The following is a 15,878-nucleotide window of genomic DNA, read 5'->3' on the forward strand; positions in this document are numbered from 1 at the left end:
TTGATTACGGACTACCTTTTTAATAATTCATTTGCAAGGCACTCTTTTGGCATAGCAACTCTTAATTGGAGTGCCTCCCTATTTTTTACAATTATTGATTGGTTTATTATAAGATCAATTATGATTTTTTTACGGAAAAAATATCCTGATTTTCAGGATGATAAAAAGCGCATCGTAATATTTTTTCTAGCTATTATTAGTACTATACTATTTGTTGATTTCGTTGGAGGGTTTTTACTAACAAAGATCTTTAATTTATTTGGTATGAACTCCAGTCACACCACACAATTAAAGATACTTATACCTATTATATTAATCACTATTATGACAATGGCAATATATGAAGCAGTTTATTATTATATAAGATTAAAAAAATCAATTAAAGAAGAAGAACAAGCAAAACGAGTGATTGTACAGACACAATTAGATGCACTTAGAAACCAGGCACAACCTCATTTTTTATTCAATAGCCTCAATACATTGCGGGACATTATTGATCAAAATTCTAAAGAGGACGCAAAAGAATTTGTTGACAAACTATCTGATGTATATCGTTTTATATTACAGTCTGGAAATGTTAATCTAACTTCGCTTAGAGAAGAATTAAGATTTGCTAAAGCCTATATTCATATTCAGTCTGAAAGATTTGGAGATAACCTGAAATTGAATTGGCATATTCCAAAAACAGCACTAGATGCTATGATTGCCCCTATGAGTCTTCAACTTTTACTTGAAAACGCAATAAAACATAATGTGATTTCGAAAAGAAAGCCTCTTGTAATACATGTTGAAGCTAAAGATCATCAGTTAATAGTACAGAATAAAATTGAATTAAAATCTACTAAAATACCTTCAACAAAAGTAGGGCTAAAGAATATACAAAAGCGATATGCTTTGATTTCTAACAAATCTCCTGAAATTAAAAACGATGGAAATCAATTTACCGTTTCCCTTCCCTTATTAAAAATAACAGATCAAAATAAAAACTATGCAAGTACTGATTATTGAAGATGAATCGCGTGCAGCCAATCAATTACAAAACGTGCTCAAAACTGGTGGTTTCGAATATCAATTATTAGACGTAATCGATACAGTTGAAGATGCTGTTATATGGTTTCAAACACATCCAACTCCAGACTTAGTATTCATGGATATACAACTAGCGGATGGTCTGAGTTTTGAAATATTTCAGGAAGTAAATGTAGAAGCACCTATTGTTTTTACAACTGCTTTTGATCAATATGCTATTCAAGCTTTCAAAGTAAATAGCATAGATTACTTACTCAAACCAATCCAACAGGATGAACTAAATACTGCACTTAATAAGTTTTTTAAAACAAATACACCCTCTGTTGTTGCTCCTGATATTTTAAAACAGCTTCTTAGTAGTATGCAAGTAATCAACCAACGAGAAGGTATACTAGTAAAAGAAGGAAGCGGATTTGTACAAATTAAAACTTCTGATTTGATATATGTGTATTCTCAAGAAAGCATCACTTTTGGAGTGACTATTAATAAACGCTACATTATTGATGAAACTATCGATCAATTATTTAGCTCGTTAGACCCTAATCAATTTTATAGGATTAACCGTGGTCAAATTATTTCCAAAATTTCAATTCAGAAAATAGATTCGTATTTTAATCATCGAGTTAAACTTTCTATGTTAAATCCAAGAGATCAAGAATTTATTGTAAGTAGGCAAAAGACCAGTGATTTTAAAGAATGGATGAACAAATAATAAGCGTATTACATTTCAACAATTAAAAATAACACTTCAACAAAAAGCTCTATTTATGGTAACAGAATAAGACAATATTTGTGATATAATAAATAACAAAAAAAAATTATATCATGAAGATAAAACTTATAACAATAGTATTTTTAATAGCTACTGGAATACTTAGTGCACAATCAGATAAAAGCGCGAATACCTACCAAAAAATAGTAAAACAAACCGATGAGATCTATGATAACCTAGTTAAAATTAGGCGCGATTTACATATGAATCCTGAACTATCTAAGCAAGAAAAAAGAACTTCTAAAATCGTTGCCGATTATTTAAAGGATTTAGGATTAGAAGTAAAAACTAATATTGGTGGCCATGGAGTTGTAGGAATTCTAAAAGGCGGTAAAAAAGGCCGAAAAATAGCTTGGAGAGCAGATATGGATGCTATTAAAACAGATGATCCAGATCCAGTTACCTTTAAGTCCAAAAATAAAGGTATAAGACATATCTGTGGTCATGATGTTCATACAACCATTGGTTTAGGAATAGCTACTATTTTATCCCAACAAAAAGAAGATCTAGAAGGTACCGTTTATTTTATTTTTCAGCCATCTGAAGAGACTTTTACAGGTGCAAAAGACATGATTAAAGATGGGCTTTTTGACATCATTAAACCAGATGAAATTTATGGACTACATATTGGTCCTGGAACATCAGGAATGATCAATTTTAAGGCTAATGAATTATTTGCTTATCAAAGAAGCCTTAAGGTAAAATTCAAACCTAGTGTCAATGACAATGAATTAGAAAATTTTATGAATACTGTTCTAAAAGGTTATGCTCGTAATCCCCTTAAAGGCTCACCTTGGGATATCATAAATAATATTTCTGATCCTAAAATTGGGATCACAAGTAAGGAAACAATTTATAAAGACTACTTTTTATTAGATGGAACAAAACTTTATAAAGATCAGGACACCACTTTTTTTAGCGCTAGTTTCTTTGAAACTAATATTGAAAATACTCATAGTATACCCCTTGAAATAAAAAAACAAATCCTTAATTCTAAATTTAAAGATGCTTTTATTTCTATTGGATATTCAAGAGCTTATGCAACTCCTATAAATGATCCTGAACTCACAAACATTGCTGAACAAACTATTCGTAATTTTTACAATGAAGAAATGTTTAAACCACTGTACGGACAAGCTCCTTATTTTGGCGAAGATTTTATATTTTATCAGCAAAAAGTACCTGGAGTATTCTTTTTTTTAGGAGGATCTAATACTGAGGAAGGTATAAGTTCTATGCCACATTCACCAAACTTTGCTGTAGATGAAAAAACGATAAAATATGGAGTACAGTGTTTCGCTTCTTTAATTTTCGAACGTACTAACAACAAATAAAAATCATGTAGAGGTCAAACATCAATCAACGACTCCCTAATATTTAATGCCAGTTCTTATATGAAATAGTATAAGACATCTTAATAAGATTATTTTTCCAAATCCTGAGCTAAAGAAAAAGCTTTATAAGACAAAATCTATAGTGGTATCCTGGATTATTGATCGGTTAGTGGGATTTACTCAACATACTTTTTGTAGCCCTAGAAGTATCACTAAAGTATTTTTAAATATTAGCGTAGGAAACAAGAGACAACTATAAACCTGTTTATATAATGATAAAAACTCTTAAAGCATAAATTTAGCACCTGACTCTTCCCTACTATCAATGAATTTTAAAAGAGCATTAACACTCTATAATTAGCTTTGTTTTTCTCTGAATTGAGAACACAATCTGTATCTATTTGACGTTTTTTATTTTCTTTATTATGGCTACCCCATAAAAAGGGTAGAACAAATCTAGAAAGGAACTCCTAAAACAAATATAATCAAACAGATTCACCCATATGCATGTATATTCAAGCAACTGGTTAACAATTAATTAACATTACTTTGTTATTAATCGGTTAAATGTTAATTTTTTTATGAATAAACATGATGGATTTTATAAAACTAAGATATATTTGAACTAGTAAAAAGTAAAGTTGAAACTTCATAATTAGTACAAGTTGAGTTTGTGTTAAATACCAATTATGTTTCAATTTAGGCCCTCTATTGGAGTAGTTAACCAAAGGGGGCCGCTTTCTATAAAATGACTTCTTTATTAGTTAATTCGGGCTAAAAGAAACAAAAACCTGCAATAGCACATTTTCATGTAGGATTTATTGTATTTCAATAAAAGATTTTTCTTACACAAGACAAAAACAGGGTTAAATAAAGTTTTTTTTTTGTATATACTATATGCAATACTTACACCTATTCTTTTTGCAAAAAGATAATAATTGTTTTATGGTTAATATTGGCCATAAAGCTATTTAAAACCCTAATGTTCTATAACCAAATATATGCTTAAGCAAGGGCCATCCTATACATGCATTTTATTGTTTTTCAACATATTGTACAATTTTCACTTGCATATGTTACGGTTTTTCCGTAGTTTTATCATGCCTCATATTAAAATTAATAGCTTATGCAAAGAATTACCCTTGAACAAGAGTTTAATGCTCGACAATTAGATATTAAATACAAAGACCTCTGGGATCGAGGCATTCACCTCTTTACAATAAATGACCAAAATCGTGATTTTTACTATTCTATTTATTATGTAGATTTATTATTTGTTGAAGTAATTTATAATAAAATTACAGGTGATATTATTACTATCAAAAGCTTTACAGATAAGAGAAAACTCATGTTTTATCTTAGAGAAGACTTTTCATAATTAAAGTCTTTCAAGTACTCGTAATACTAACCCGATTTATGTATTAGAAACCTACTATGTCTTGAGGCTTTCGAGCCTTATAACTAAGCCTAACACATAAATCAGGTTAACGTTTACGGTACCAAATATTAAGGATTAATCCAATGATCACTAATAAGGTCCCTATAATACTTAGGATTGGATATATATCGGTAAACCAAAACACCCCTGCAATCATCGTAAAAATAACTTCGACGTATTTTAAGGATACCACTTTATTCGTTGCCTGAGATTGAAATGCTTTGGTCATAAATAACTGTCCGAAATACCCAAAAATCCCTAGACTAAGCAATAGTAGCCACTCTACTCCTATTGGTGTGGTCCAATTGAAAATGGAAAGAACACCTCCTACAGTAACAGAAATCCACATGAAATAGTTAACGATCACAACGGGATGATCGCCATGACCAATTTTATTGATAAGCACATATACCACTCCGCTAAATACTGCTGAGCCCAACACTAACAGTAAACCAAAAGAATCTACATTGGGATCAAAACCTTTGATCATCAAAACTCCACTAAAAGCCATCAAAAAGAACAACCATTGTATTGGTTTTACTTGTTCTCTAAGAAAAAATACAGCAAAAATGGTAGCAAATATTGGTGATAAGTATCGTAAGGATACAGCAGAACCAATAGGAAGATAATTAACTGACATAAAGAATAATCCCATCGAAGTAACTCCTGCAAGGCCTCGATAAATCATTAATCTTTTTTGGTTACCCAATATTGGAATCTCATGCCATAACAAATAACTCATTGTAAAAAATAACGAGCCAAACGCTCTAAAAAATACCAACTGTGCTCCTCCAAAGTGTGCTAAATACTTAACAAGTAAGTTCATTGCTGTAAAAGACACAGCGCTAAGAAGCATAAAGTATATAGCTTTTTTCATGTATTTAATTAAAAAATCAAAGGTGCAACCTAAATGGTTTTGCTAATCGATCACCCTGTAATTTTGGAATTCCTGTTTTCTGAACATAATGCCCCCAATTAGAAACAACATCAACAACTTGCTGTATTGCCTCCTTATGATTTTTATAGCTAATCTTCTCTCCTACAGTAATCAAATCCTGTAGTGTAAAATTATCCCGTTTACCATTGATTGACATCTGATGCATGCTGGTCCAGATCCCTTCTGGATTGTACGAATAAGTCACATCATAAGCAGGAGAAAGTCTCCAAACTCCACGTTTATCCATCAAAAAAGAAATATTCTTAGTATGATCATCCTGGTTACGGGCAATGACATTAAACACCATTCTTTTGTACAATTGTATAGCATCACTATGTGGTAATCGTAATTGTCTCATTACTTCGAATGCATTTTCATAAGAGTGTGCACCTGGAGATTTATAATCAAAATGTGCTATCGAACACAAGGTTTGCATATGTATTTTTTCGTTATTACTATGACGATCAAAGCGTTTGGTCATAAAGTGAGCTCTATCATGCTCTTCAAAAAGTAAAGATTTTTCCATATTAATACCACAATCCAATGCCATTAAATAATATGCATATTCGATCCTTCCATACCCTTGTGGGTCTCCAAGAGTAGTATCATTTACTCCATCAAACTTAAAAATATAGTGTTCAAATCCGTGAGGAGCTATGGCTTGCCCCGATCGGATCTCATTTGTTGTGGAATTGTAAGCGATTATGGCTTTAGCCCGTTGCCCTCCAGCCGAAGTTCCTACTTTAATCAATTCATTAAGGTGTTCTGTTTCAGAAAGATTTAGTTCTAGTTTTTCTCGTGTATTAAGTATTTTTTCTGCCAGTTGTGCCAGTTTATCTACTTCGAGGGTAGTAGTTTGAGCTTGTCCTATGTGTTTTGCAGGTTGAAACTCTAATGCTCCCATACCACGAGTACCAATATAACACAAGCGATCTAGTGGGGTAAATTTAGATTTTGGGATATCATTAAGAGCTAGCCATTGATCAATTAAGCGATTTCCGAAATCATCGGGCAATACATCAGACAACATTCCTGGTAATCCGCGGTAGGTTTCCTGGTTTAGATTAGGAAAGCTATATATTTTTTTTGCAGAAGACCGTATCGGCATGTGTATCGGTGACACATCCTGATTTTTATTTAGAAATGAAGAGAAAAACTCAAAAGAAGCAAAGTTTTTTTTGCTATCCCAACTCAATGCTCCCAATTCTTCTCCCCAAAGGGTAATTTTAATAACATCTACCATAATGGGTCTTCATTTTGATTTTTAGAGCTACGTGACGCACGCTCACGCTCTTTTCCTTTTAGTTTTAATAGTTCTATGGGACTTATACCCGGATCTGGAAATAAAGAGCTTAATGCGCTTAAATCTCCAAATGCCCGAAGTATTTGGATAAAAGTTAATAAAGTAGTTGTCTTTCCGGATTCAAAATTCTTAATCGTTTGCACATGTACCCCTGCCCTTTTAGAAAGTTCATCCTGAGTAATATTAAGATTAAGGCGTCGTTGTTTTACTCTTTGAGTAAGTTCTGCCAGTATTTGTTCGTCTGAAAGGTTATTAATATTCATCACACATAAATTAAATTAACGTATATAATAATATACATTAAAAATGTAAAACGTAAATTAAGTATAATATATTGTACTCCTTAGCACAATAATGTATCAAATATAGTAAAGTATATCATAATATACTTAATATTAACTAGAAAACCATAAAGTATATTAAAATATACTTTAAATAAATGTTTTTGACTACAGATAGTATTATCATTCATTAAAATAGAATTTTTAATATTTATCATTATGAAAAACAGGTAAATCCCCCTTTTATATCATTTAGAATATTATTATTTTTAACCTACTTAATAATCCCCTCTTATCATATCGTCTGATTGTCTTAAAATCTAAGACAATGAAACATTCTATTCGATTACAAAGTATAAGCACAGTACTAGCAATAACTCTTTGTTGCACAAGCTGCATGTCTACACGAGTTGTAAGTATTCATGATAGTGATTCTGTGGTTAAAAACACTAAAACCACCTGGAGTTTCGCCTGGGGATTAGTTTCTCCTAAAGATATCGATGCCAAGTGCGAATCTAAGCACTTAAGCTCGGCAACTAACACCACTAATCTTGGATACATATTACTATCTACAATTACACTAGGCATTGTTATACCACAAACCATAGAATGGGAATGCGCTCCACCAGATCCACCAATTGATGAATTATAGATTAAATACATCATTTCTGTTTGGCTTATATCAATAAACACAGGAACCATATCGGATTTGATATTGATCTGCCAGCAGTGCTATCTAAAAACAAAGACATTTTGTAATAAAATATAAAAAAGTATAATCATGGCGTTACCAAAAGGCATCGAGACATTACCTATAAGGAAATGGGAAAACAGGCATCAAAATTTTACTCAAAAACTAACACAAAACGCCTCTTTCAAAGTGCGTAATGATGATTCGTTGAGTAAAGGAGCTGATAAATACATAGCCACTACCAAAAACCTACAATGGCTAATAGGACATGCAATTGATAACAACATTAGATTACGCGCTATGGGAAGCGGCTGGTCATTTTCTAAGGTAGCTGTTTCTGAAGGCGGTATCCTAGACACTAAATCATTACGTCTTAGTTTTTCGGTTAGCAAACCAAACATAAGCAACGAATACTTAAACAAAGGAGGATTAGCTGAAGATCTATTTTTTGTACAATGCGGAGTTTCTATATTACAACTTAATTCAAAATTAGAAAAAGAAAAACGACCTAATCGCTCCATTAAAGCCTCGGGAGCTAGCAATGGCCAAACAGTAGCAGGCGCTCTATCCACAGGCACCCACGGCGCTGCTTTTAACGTAGGAGCAATACAGGATTTTGTAACCGGGATACATCTAGTCGTTGGTCGAGATCGTCACATATGGCTAGAACGAAGCTCTAACCCTATAGTATCCGATCGATTTATTAATTGGTTAGGTGCAGATTTAATAAGAGATGACACTATGTTTAATGCCGCCTTGGTAAGCTTCGGAAGTTTTGGAATCATACACGGTATTATGATAGAAACAGAGCCCAAATTTCTACTCGAAGAACATCGCATAGATAAAATCGCTTACAATAGTGATCTTAAAAGCACCATGAAAACATTAGATTTTTCAACAATTAACACCATACTCCCCTTTCCTCAACATTCTCCTGATCGAGAATTGTATCATTTTGAAATACTTATAAATCCATATGATTTTGAGCCAGACAACAACAATAAAGGTGTATTCCTAAAAGTCTCCTACAAACGCAAATACAGAGATAACTATACCCGTAGGACTCCTGACGACAAAGGCTTAACCTATGGTGATGATTTACTGGGACTAATACAAACAGTTATGGATAGTCTGGGAGGGTTATCGATTTTATTAGTCCCAAAATTAGTCAACATACTATTCCCTCTGGCTTACAAAGAAATTCCTCCTATGGAGGGAACTATTGGAGAAACATTTAGCAATACCAAATTTAGAGGTAAAGTTGCCAGTGCAGCTCTAGGAATAGATATTAAAGATAGTGTACGAGTAGTCGAAGAAATTATGATGATTATTGAAGATGGTGATCCTTTTCCTGGCGGAATATCATTGCGATACGTAAAAGGAACCGAGGCTTTATTAGGCTTTACAAAATTTGACAAAACCTGTGTACTAGAATTAGATGGTGTAGATGCAGATATAACCCGAAAATTCTATGAAAAAGTATGGAACCGATTAGAAGCCATCAATATTCCATACACCTTACATTGGGGGAAAATAAATTTTAATCTCGATTTTCAGCGTATTCAAAATATGTATGGTACTGCCACGGTACAACATTGGCTTGATACTCGTAACGACTTACTTGATTCTGAATCAATGAACGTATTTACCAATGGTTTTATTGAAAGATGCGGATTAAACAAAGTAGTTGGAGTAATTGTTTAGATAAGTAACATAAATAATTGATTGTTAATTATTTAATAATAAAACATAATTATAATTGAAAATAATTTTAATTATAATTATAGCTCTTTGGCACGATAATCGTTCTAGTATAAATATATTTCATTACTTTAGTTTTTCTAATCCCCATTACCCAATGAAAAAGCTGTCCCACCTACTACTGCTTTTTTTAGCACAAATTGTCTATTCACAGACCTATACTGTACTTGATTCTGTACAAAATACACCTATATCATATGCTACAATTTCTTTTAGGAATGGAAGTGGTACATTTGCTGATGCTGATGGAAATTTCCAATTCTCAAAAAAATGGTATTCTGATATAGATTCTTTATACGTATCATCCATTGGATATAAAGAGTTAGCGCTTTCTACCGCTGCCTTACCCAAAAAAATACTTTTAGTCCAGGATATTGCAGAACTTAAAGAGGTATATATTACAGCAGAAAAGAAAAGAAAATACAAAACCAAGAAATTGGCTTCAGAAGTACATAATGATTATTTTAAAAGCTGGCTTCCTACAGTAGAGTCTGAAATTGCAGTTTTCTTTCCTAAAAGCTCTGAGAAGTCTACCAAAATTGCTTCAGTATACCTACCTATTAAAACTGAATCTTCAAATCGGAATTCTAACAAAAAACAATCTTTTTCTACTTTGTTCAAGATGCAGTTTTACAGCAATAACAATGGATATCCAGGGAAAAGACTATCGTATGAGGATATTATATTTAAGGTAACTAATAAAGATAAATCTAATTTTGAACTGAACGTTTCAGAACATAAAGTCTTTATCCCAAAAGAAGGTGTTTTTGTCTCTATACAAGTATTAGGCTATACAGACAAGAATGGAAAACTACAGCAAACAAAAAAGTACAGTGAAATTGAAACTCGAAAAGGTATAGTTAAAGTGTCTACTACTTTTAGACCCTTACTTCCGTTTACAGACAAAATAAGTAGTTACAAAACTTTTACCAGAAGAGTATTTTTTAAAAATAGAACCTGGCAACGTTTTGACAGAGGATATAGCAAAAACAATAACTTGATCAAAAACAACAACACCAACTATGGTATGGGGTTAAAATTGCACTTATACGAAGAGGATTAGAGAACAGCATTAATCTAAAAAAGATTTTCTTTTCTTATTAAACTGTACCGCTGCTTCGTGTATTTCTTTATGTTCAGCAGCTTGGTTTTCTGCATGATCTACCGCATCAGAGATTGTCAAATAATAATAGGTTGCACCTAATCTATCTGTAAAACCAGATCGTTTTAGAAAATCTCGGACTGGACCTATCGTACCCACCATTAACAATTGAATTCCTATATCATCAAGGTATTGCTGGATATCATCTAACACATGAAGGCCCGTGCTATCTATATCATGCATATTTGTATTATCAAGGATTAGAAACTCTGGTAATGGTTTACGATCAGAAACATAGGCCAGAATAGCATCTTTAAAATAACTTGAATTACCAAAATATAATTGATTATCAAACCTAATAATTAAATATGCATCTGATTGTATTGCATCTGGAAATCTATTGATATTTCTGTAATATTTGGTACCTGGTATGTTTACTAATTCGGCAATATGAGGGCGAGCACTGTAATACTGTAGAAAAACAAATGACAATATCACCCCGATAAAGATTCCGTTTTCTACTCCAAAAATCAATGTTCCAAAAAAGGTGATGATCATTACAATAAAATCTCGTCTTCTAAGTCGAAACAAATATTTTGCTTCACTAAAATTAATCAATCCAAATACAGAAACTAATATAATTGCCGCAAGAGTTGCTTTTGGGATATAATAAAAAAATGACGTGAGAAACAACAAAGAAAATATAACCATTAGCGCAGCTATAATAGATGATACAGTAGTCTTCCCTCCTGCCTCGTCATTAATTGCTGTTCTGCTATAACTTCCAGAAGAAGGTACCGCCTGAAAAAAAGCACCAATCACTTTAGCTATTCCTAAAGCAAATAATTCCTGGTTAGGGCGTATAATGTGATCCCTGTTTTTCATTTCTATAGATTTAGCAATCCCAATACTTCCAACATACCCAATAAAAGTGACAGTCAATACAGATGGTATTAGTGCAACCATTGTATCATAATCCATATTTGGAATACTAAAAGAAGGAAGTCCGCTAGGTACATCTTTAATAATCGCCAACCCTTTTTCGTTTAAGTCAAAAATATAGGCTACAAAAGTTGTAATTACAAGTACTGTAAGGGCACCAGGAAATGATCGTTTCCATTTTTTAAGTAAATTAATAATCACAATAGAGCACAAACAAATCCCCAGTGTAATCCAATTTACTTCAGAAAAGTGACTAATAGTGTACCAAATTGTTTGATGTGTATATTTAAAATCTGGAATGCTAATTCCCAATCCTTGATCCAATTGAGAAATAATGATAATTATTGCAGCAGCAGAGATAAACCCCGAAATTACAGGTTGGGAAATTAGATTTACCAAAAACCCCATACGCAACACACTCATAATAATCTGTAGTACTCCAATCAAGAAACCGGTAAACAAAACCAATTCGACAAACTTCTCTGTAAACGGATCTGCAAGTTGGCTTACTCCACTCATTACTAAAATTGCAGTAACAGCTACCGGTCCTATACTTAGCTGCCTGGATGTTCCAAAAAAAGCATAAAGCAATAAAGGAATTAGGCATGCATATAAACCATAAATCGGAGGTACTCCCATAAGCAATGCATAGGCAATCGCTTGTGGTATAAGGATAACTCCTACAGTAATACCTGCAATACAATCTGCTTTAAAGAAAGAGCTATTATACTTTTTATCCTTAAAAATCTGAAGAAACGGAATTATTTTATATAACTTTTTAACGTTACTGAAGGTTTTTGATTTATTAGGTAAATCTACAACAGTTTAAGAAGTTATACCAAAAGAATTTATAATTCATCTATTTAAATTTTAATTCATCCTGTCTAAATAGAAATAATTAATTTTTGTCTGACTCATTATAGAGATTTTCCTATTTTTGACGCCAACATAGTTTACTTTTTTCTTAGTATTTTTCAAAAAACTCTATGAACGAAACATTACTTCTTTTCATTTTAGCAATTATTGGGTTTATAGCAGGAGTAATTAACACTATTGCTGGTGGCGGCTCTTTACTTACCTTACCTATGTTAATTTTTATGGGACTCCCTCCTGCCGTTGCTAACGGTACAAATCGTATTGGGGTTTTCATTCAATCTATCTCTTCGATTGCTGGTTTTAGGAGTAAAGGAATCAAACCAGGTTCTTTTGGAATTTACCTGGGAATATCTGCTCTTATTGGATCATTGATTGGGGCCCAGATTGCAATTGACATCAAAGGGGATACATTTAATAAAATCCTTGCAATTGTAATGGTTATCGTAGTCCTTTTTATGGTTTTTAAACCTAAAGTAAACCTTCAAAATGTAATAGAAAGGACACATGGTAAACATCTTTGGATATCTATTCTCGCTTTTTTCTTTATTGGAGTCTACGGTGGGTTTATCCAGGCAGGTGTAGGGATATTTATCTTATTAGCATTAACCTCTATAAATTACCTAAACCTTGTTACATCAAATGCTGTCAAAGTATTGGTAGTTTTTATTTACACCATTGGAGCATTAGCTATTTTTGCATATAATAATCAGATCGATTACCTATATGGTTTTGTTCTTGCTATAGGAAACGCTACGGGTGGATGGATTGCTAGTAGATGGTCTGTTAAAAAAGGGGATGGTTTGGTTAAAGTATTTTTGATCATTATGGTTATTGCTATGGCGATTAAATTATGGATAGATAATTAACCCAAAATCTCTAAAAACAAAAAAAGCTAAAAGAGAAGTTACCAACATGTAATCAATAGTATACTCCCACCCCGCTTTGCTTTACACTCTATCACAATACATTACACAAAAACTAACCTATAGCAATTACTTTATCTACTCAGCATAATACTACCTATTTCACATATCTCGCCCATTATTCTTATCTTTTAGATCTAATAAACACAAAAATCATCATCATATGAAACTTTCCCCCGTATTCATTGCCTTGGTATGTCTTATTTTTTTGAACTGTAAATCGCAAAAAAATGAAGATACCGAAGAAAGCAATGAAACCATTACCGAGGCTCCCCAAGAAATACCAAAAAAACCAATAAGTGATATTACTATCGACCCAATAATCCACGCTACAACTATTTTAGAATGGAAAAAGAAAACTATTTATATAGATCCGGCAGGAGGAGCCAAAGCTTTTAAAGATAAGAAACTTGCAGATCTGGTTCTCATCACAGATATACATGGCGATCATATGGATATTGAAACTTTGGATAGCCTGGATTTATCAAACGCCGAAATTATTGCTCCCCAGGCAGTAGCTGAAAAACTTCCTGCACAATATACGGATCACCTGATTATTCTTAATAACGGAGAAACAAAAGAGGTGCAAGGCATATCTATTGAGGCTGTCCCTATGTACAATCTAAGAGAAGAGGCTTTAAAATTTCATGATAAAGGTAGAGGCAATGGCTACATAATCACTTTAGGAAAGAAACGGCTCTATTTTTCGGGAGATACAGAAGATATTCCTGAAATGAGAGCATTACAATACATAGATATGGCATTTGTATGCATGAATCTACCATATACTATGACAGTAGAAAGTGCTGCGAGTGCTGTGCTTGAATTTAAACCTAAACAAGTATATCCATATCATTATCGAGGAACCGAGGGATTAAGTGATGTTGTAAAGTTTAAAGAACTAGTGTCAAAAAACCCAGGTATAGAAGTAATTCAATTAGACTGGTATCCCAACAACACTAAATAGTTTTAGCATCGTTTGGGCTAATAAATAATCTAACATTAAAAAGGTCTGCAATACATGCAGACCTTTTTAATTATTTATATATGATTATAAAAAATCATTACATTAGTATAGTAACTATATTTTTTTCACTCTAACCGCATTCATTCCTTTCTGACCACGCTCAAGCTCAAAAGATACTTTATCATTTTCTTTTATCTCTTGCATCAATCCATTCACATGCACAAAATATCGCTCTTGAGTTTCTTCGTCATTAATAAAACCATATCCCTTAGAATCATTAAAAAATGCAACTTTCCCTTTTCTTACCGGGTCAAATTCTTCTTTTTCTCTTTTAGGAACTCCGATTTCAATATTCTCTGCTTTGATTTTCTTCTTTTTGGTTGGATCTGGTGGTGTATCGGTGATATATCCATTTTCATCAACATAAGCAATCATGCTATCCAATCCATTACCTTTGTTAGAGTTAGCTCTACGCTCCTCTTTCTTTTTCTGCTTTTCTTCTCTCTTTTTTAACTTCTTTTTCTCTTTTTCAATTTTACTAAAAGTCTGTTGTGATTTTGCCATTCGCTCTTTATACTGTTTTTTATTAAACCTATTTTTTAACCTAAAATACGGAGGTTGTCATTGAAATACTAAACGAATGATTGGAAAATAGCAATTTCTAAGATTGATTTACCGAATAATTTACCCAGTGGTTGCAATAACATATACACCTGATATATAAATATCAATGTATTGAAATTTCTACAAAGATAAGTTTTCATTTTTAATTTCAGAAAAGTATTTGCCTGATTCATGGTTCTATATGAAATTTAGGCTTTGATAAAACTAAATTCGTAAATTCGAAAACTCGTTTTTTCACCTCTAGAACAGCAATCTCTATAACTTTTGAATGGAAAACAATACCGATAAACAAAATCATAAACATTTCGCTATTTATAAACCTTATGGCTATTTAAGCCAGTTTATTAATAACGGACAAAAACAAAATTCAAAAAAACTATTAGGAGAGTTATATGATTTTCCAGAAGGAATAATGGCTATTGGACGATTAGATGAAAAATCCGAAGGACTATTATTACTCACTACAGATGGAAAAACAAGTAACCACATCTGCAGTGGTAAAGTAGAAAAAGAATACTATGCCCAGGTAAATGGAGACATCACTATAGATGCAATTGAATTATTAAGAAAAGGAGTGGAAATCGGTTTTGAAGGAAAAAAATACATCACTACCCCCTGTAAAGCTTCTAAATTAGCAACTACTCCCAAATTCCCTGAAAGACCAAAAAAAATACGGGATGATAGACACGGGCCGACCAGTTGGATCTCTATCACATTACAAGAAGGAAAATTTCGTCAAGTACGAAAAATGACATCGGCTGTTGGTTTCCCCACATTGCGATTAGTACGCGTACGAGTTGGTACTATCAATTTGGATGCAATGGAAGCTGGGGAAGTAAAAGAATTATACACTTTATAAATACACGCTATAAAGTAAAAGCAAAACATCTACAAGAAT

15 protein-coding genes are annotated in these 15,878 nt (G+C 32.6%); 10 read left to right on the forward strand and 5 right to left on the reverse strand.

What is annotated here, in order from left to right; all coding sequences use genetic code 11:
• Positions 1 to 264: 264 nt before the first annotated feature.
• The 4 genes from AAFU52_RS22670 to AAFU52_RS22685 all read left to right on the forward strand — a co-directional run bounded on the left by AAFU52_RS22670 (position 265) and on the right by AAFU52_RS22685 (position 4,513).
• Entirely contained in the window at positions 265 to 1,008 is a 744-nt protein-coding gene (locus tag AAFU52_RS22670; protein ID WP_438423658.1) for a sensor histidine kinase, read from the forward strand.
• Positions 989 to 1,741 carry a LytR/AlgR family response regulator transcription factor gene (locus tag AAFU52_RS22675; RefSeq protein WP_438423659.1) on the forward strand — a complete coding sequence of 251 codons (753 nt, stop codon included), beginning with the start codon at positions 989 to 991 and terminating at the stop codon, positions 1,739 to 1,741. Before AAFU52_RS22670 ends, AAFU52_RS22675 begins: the two co-directional genes overlap by 20 nt.
• A gap of 113 nt (positions 1,742 to 1,854) precedes the next feature.
• On the forward strand, positions 1,855 to 3,135 hold the full coding sequence (locus AAFU52_RS22680) for a M20 metallopeptidase family protein (RefSeq protein WP_438423660.1): 1,281 nt from the start codon (positions 1,855 to 1,857) through the stop codon (positions 3,133 to 3,135).
• 1,126 nt (positions 3,136 to 4,261) lie between these two features.
• Entirely contained in the window at positions 4,262 to 4,513 is a 252-nt protein-coding gene (locus AAFU52_RS22685; RefSeq protein WP_024769421.1) for a hypothetical protein, read from the forward strand.
• A 106-nt stretch (positions 4,514 to 4,619) separates the two neighbouring features.
• Here the strand turns inward: AAFU52_RS22685 and AAFU52_RS22690 are convergent, their stop codons facing one another.
• From AAFU52_RS22690 to AAFU52_RS22700, 3 genes are read right to left on the reverse strand one after another with little or no spacing between them, the layout of a single operon-like run.
• Entirely contained in the window at positions 4,620 to 5,450 is an 831-nt protein-coding gene (locus AAFU52_RS22690) for a DMT family transporter (RefSeq protein WP_035090973.1), read from the reverse strand.
• A 16-nt stretch (positions 5,451 to 5,466) separates the two neighbouring features.
• On the reverse strand, positions 5,467 to 6,753 hold the full coding sequence (locus tag AAFU52_RS22695; RefSeq protein WP_024769422.1) for a type II toxin-antitoxin system HipA family toxin: 1,287 nt from the start codon (positions 6,751 to 6,753) through the stop codon (positions 5,467 to 5,469).
• Positions 6,747 to 7,076, reverse strand: a complete 330-nt coding sequence (locus AAFU52_RS22700) for a helix-turn-helix transcriptional regulator (protein WP_024769423.1) — start codon at positions 7,074 to 7,076, stop codon at positions 6,747 to 6,749. The genes AAFU52_RS22695 and AAFU52_RS22700 overlap by 7 nt, the downstream gene beginning before the upstream one ends.
• Positions 7,077 to 7,422: 346 nt before the next feature.
• Here AAFU52_RS22700 and AAFU52_RS22705 point away from each other — a divergent pair, with 346 nt between their 5' ends.
• The 3 genes from AAFU52_RS22705 to AAFU52_RS22715 all read left to right on the forward strand — a co-directional run bounded on the left by AAFU52_RS22705 (position 7,423) and on the right by AAFU52_RS22715 (position 10,609).
• Positions 7,423 to 7,746 (forward strand): hypothetical protein, encoded by a 324-nt coding sequence (locus tag AAFU52_RS22705; protein WP_438423661.1) that lies wholly within the window; start codon positions 7,423 to 7,425, stop codon positions 7,744 to 7,746.
• A 129-nt stretch (positions 7,747 to 7,875) separates the two neighbouring features.
• A complete protein-coding gene (locus tag AAFU52_RS22710) occupies positions 7,876 to 9,489 on the forward strand; it encodes an FAD-binding protein (RefSeq protein WP_438423662.1) in 1,614 nt (537 codons plus the stop codon).
• A 154-nt stretch (positions 9,490 to 9,643) separates the two neighbouring features.
• Positions 9,644 to 10,609, forward strand: a complete 966-nt coding sequence (locus tag AAFU52_RS22715) for a hypothetical protein (protein ID WP_024769426.1) — start codon at positions 9,644 to 9,646, stop codon at positions 10,607 to 10,609.
• A 9-nt stretch (positions 10,610 to 10,618) separates the two neighbouring features.
• On the opposite strand, the gene AAFU52_RS22720 is transcribed toward AAFU52_RS22715, so the two are convergent.
• Entirely contained in the window at positions 10,619 to 12,355 is a 1,737-nt protein-coding gene (locus AAFU52_RS22720) for a SulP family inorganic anion transporter (RefSeq protein WP_152538489.1), read from the reverse strand.
• Between the two features lie 221 nt (positions 12,356 to 12,576).
• Between AAFU52_RS22720 and AAFU52_RS22725 the strand changes: the two genes are divergently transcribed.
• Entirely contained in the window at positions 12,577 to 13,332 is a 756-nt protein-coding gene (locus AAFU52_RS22725) for a sulfite exporter TauE/SafE family protein (protein WP_024769428.1), read from the forward strand.
• Between the two features lie 220 nt (positions 13,333 to 13,552).
• Positions 13,553 to 14,356: an MBL fold metallo-hydrolase gene (locus AAFU52_RS22730; protein WP_438423663.1), complete on the forward strand. Its 804-nt coding sequence runs from the start codon at positions 13,553 to 13,555 to the stop codon at positions 14,354 to 14,356.
• 114 nt (positions 14,357 to 14,470) lie between these two features.
• Here the strand turns inward: AAFU52_RS22730 and AAFU52_RS22735 are convergent, their stop codons facing one another.
• On the reverse strand, positions 14,471 to 14,920 hold the full coding sequence (locus AAFU52_RS22735; RefSeq protein WP_024769430.1) for a cold-shock protein: 450 nt from the start codon (positions 14,918 to 14,920) through the stop codon (positions 14,471 to 14,473).
• A gap of 328 nt (positions 14,921 to 15,248) precedes the next feature.
• On the opposite strand from AAFU52_RS22735, the gene AAFU52_RS22740 reads away from it, so the two are divergent.
• Positions 15,249 to 15,839: a pseudouridine synthase gene (locus AAFU52_RS22740; protein WP_438423664.1), complete on the forward strand. Its 591-nt coding sequence runs from the start codon at positions 15,249 to 15,251 to the stop codon at positions 15,837 to 15,839.
• Positions 15,840 to 15,878 lie beyond the last annotated feature (39 nt).

This window comes from Aquimarina macrocephali (genome assembly GCF_051627225.1).
GTDB classification, from domain to species: Bacteria; Bacteroidota; Bacteroidia; order Flavobacteriales; family Flavobacteriaceae; genus Aquimarina; species Aquimarina macrocephali.